The 1791-nt window shown below is 66.2% G+C and carries 2 protein-coding genes; both read left to right on the forward strand.

Annotated elements, in window-relative coordinates:
• A partial coding sequence (locus EN914_RS34170) for a substrate-binding domain-containing protein (protein WP_127389626.1) occupies window positions 1-878 on the forward strand: 878 nt, incomplete at its 5' end.
• A 48-nt stretch (window positions 879-926) separates the two neighbouring features.
• A partial coding sequence (locus tag EN914_RS34175) for an ATP-binding cassette domain-containing protein (protein WP_164779127.1) occupies window positions 927-1791 on the forward strand: 865 nt, incomplete at its 3' end.

A 1791-nucleotide genomic window follows, 5' to 3' on the forward strand; every position in this document is an offset into this window, starting at 1 on the left:
GCTATGGCATCGTCACCAAGAAGGCGGTCGCCGACAAAGTGGTCGGCGCGGCCGACATCTTCACCACCGCCGACAAGGAGGTGCCGACGCAAGCGGCGCAGGTGCAGAACCTGATCCTGCAGGGCTATGACGCGATCGTCATCAACGCTGCCTCGCCGGATGCGCTCAACGGCGCCATCAAGCAGGCCTGCGATGCCGGCATCGTCGTCGTCTCCTTCGATGGCACCGTGACCGAGCCTTGCGCCTACCGCGTCGTCGTCGACTTCAAGGACATGGGCAAGCAGGAAGTCGAGCAGATGGCCAAGTTCCAGCCCAAGGGCGGCAATCTGCTTGAAATCCGCGGCCTTGCCGGCACCTCGATTGATGATGCCATCCATGCCGGCATCCTCGAAGGCGTCGCCGCCCATCCCGAGTTCAAGATCGTCGGTTCGGTGACCGGCGACTGGGACCAGACGACGGCGCAAAAGGCGGTGGCGACCATCCTGCCGTCGCTGCCCGACATCGTCGGCGTCGTCGACCAGGGCGGCGACGGTTACGGCGCCGCACAGGCCTTCGCCGCCGCTGGCAAGCCGCGCCCGACCATCATCATGGGCAACCGCCAGGACGAGTTGCAGTGGTGGAAGGAGCAGAAGGACAAGGACGGCTACCAGACCTGGTCGGCGTCGATCGCGCCCGGCGTGTCGTCGCTCGCCTTCTGGGTGGCGCAGCAGGTGCTCGACGGCCGCACCGACATCCCGCATGACCTGCTGGTGCCGTATCTGGCCTTCACCCAGGACGATTTCGAGGCCGAGCTGCCAAAGATCCCCAAGGGCGGCGTCGCCAGCCACGAATACACGCAGGAAGACGCGATCGCGGCCATCAAAGCCAACATCAAGTGAGTGTCGGCCAGCGTTGCCGTCCGTATAGCCAAGCGAGTATCGTTGAGCATGCCCAGGGATAACGCTGACATCATCAGACTGAACGGCGCCGAAAAGCATTTCGGCGCCGTTCGCGCTCTGGCCGGCGTGGATTTTCACGTCGGCCCCGGCGAGTGCGTCGGCCTCGTCGGCCACAATGGCGCCGGCAAATCGACGCTGATGCACATGGTGGCGGGCACGCTGGTTCCCGACAGCGGACAGATCGGCGTGCATGGCGCCATCGAGGACAATTATTCGGTGTCGCGGGCGCAGCAGCTCGGCATACGCTGCGTCTTCCAGGAGCTGTCGCTGTGCCCCAATCTCAGCGTCGCCGAGAACACACGCATCAACCACGCGTCGCTGCGCGGCTTCGGTTGGCGGCGAAAGGCGGCGGATCTGATTGCCGCCAAGCTCGACGAGATCTTTCCGGGCCACAGCATCTCGGCGTCGGACATCGTCGCCGACCTGTCGATCGGCCGGCGTCAGATGGTCGAGGTGGCGCGCGCCTTCACGGTCACCCAGGACCGGCTCGACCTCGTCATCCTCGACGAGCCGACATCGTCGCTCGACGCGCACACAGCCGGCCAGTTGCTGGCCTTCGTGCGCCGCTTCGTCGCCGGCGGCAAAAGCTGCATCCTGATCTCGCATGTGCTGGGCGAGGTGCTGCGCAACGCCGACCGCATCGTGGTGATGCGCGACGGCAAGGTGGTTGTCGCCGACGCCGCGGATGCATTCGACCGCGACCGGCTGGTGACGGCGATGGGCGGCGCGGAGGCGCGCCAGAAGATCGCGGCGCAAATCGCTGCCGCCAAGCCCGCCGCCAGTCCGCTGAGGGTCCGGGCGCGCGATGCCCCGCTAAAGATCGCCAGCAGCAGGTCTGTCTGGCCATGTCCGG

Origin of the sequence: Mesorhizobium sp. M7A.F.Ca.CA.001.08.2.1 (assembly GCF_003998455.1) — a bacterium.
GTDB classification, from domain to species: Bacteria; Pseudomonadota; Alphaproteobacteria; order Rhizobiales; family Rhizobiaceae; genus Mesorhizobium; species Mesorhizobium ciceri.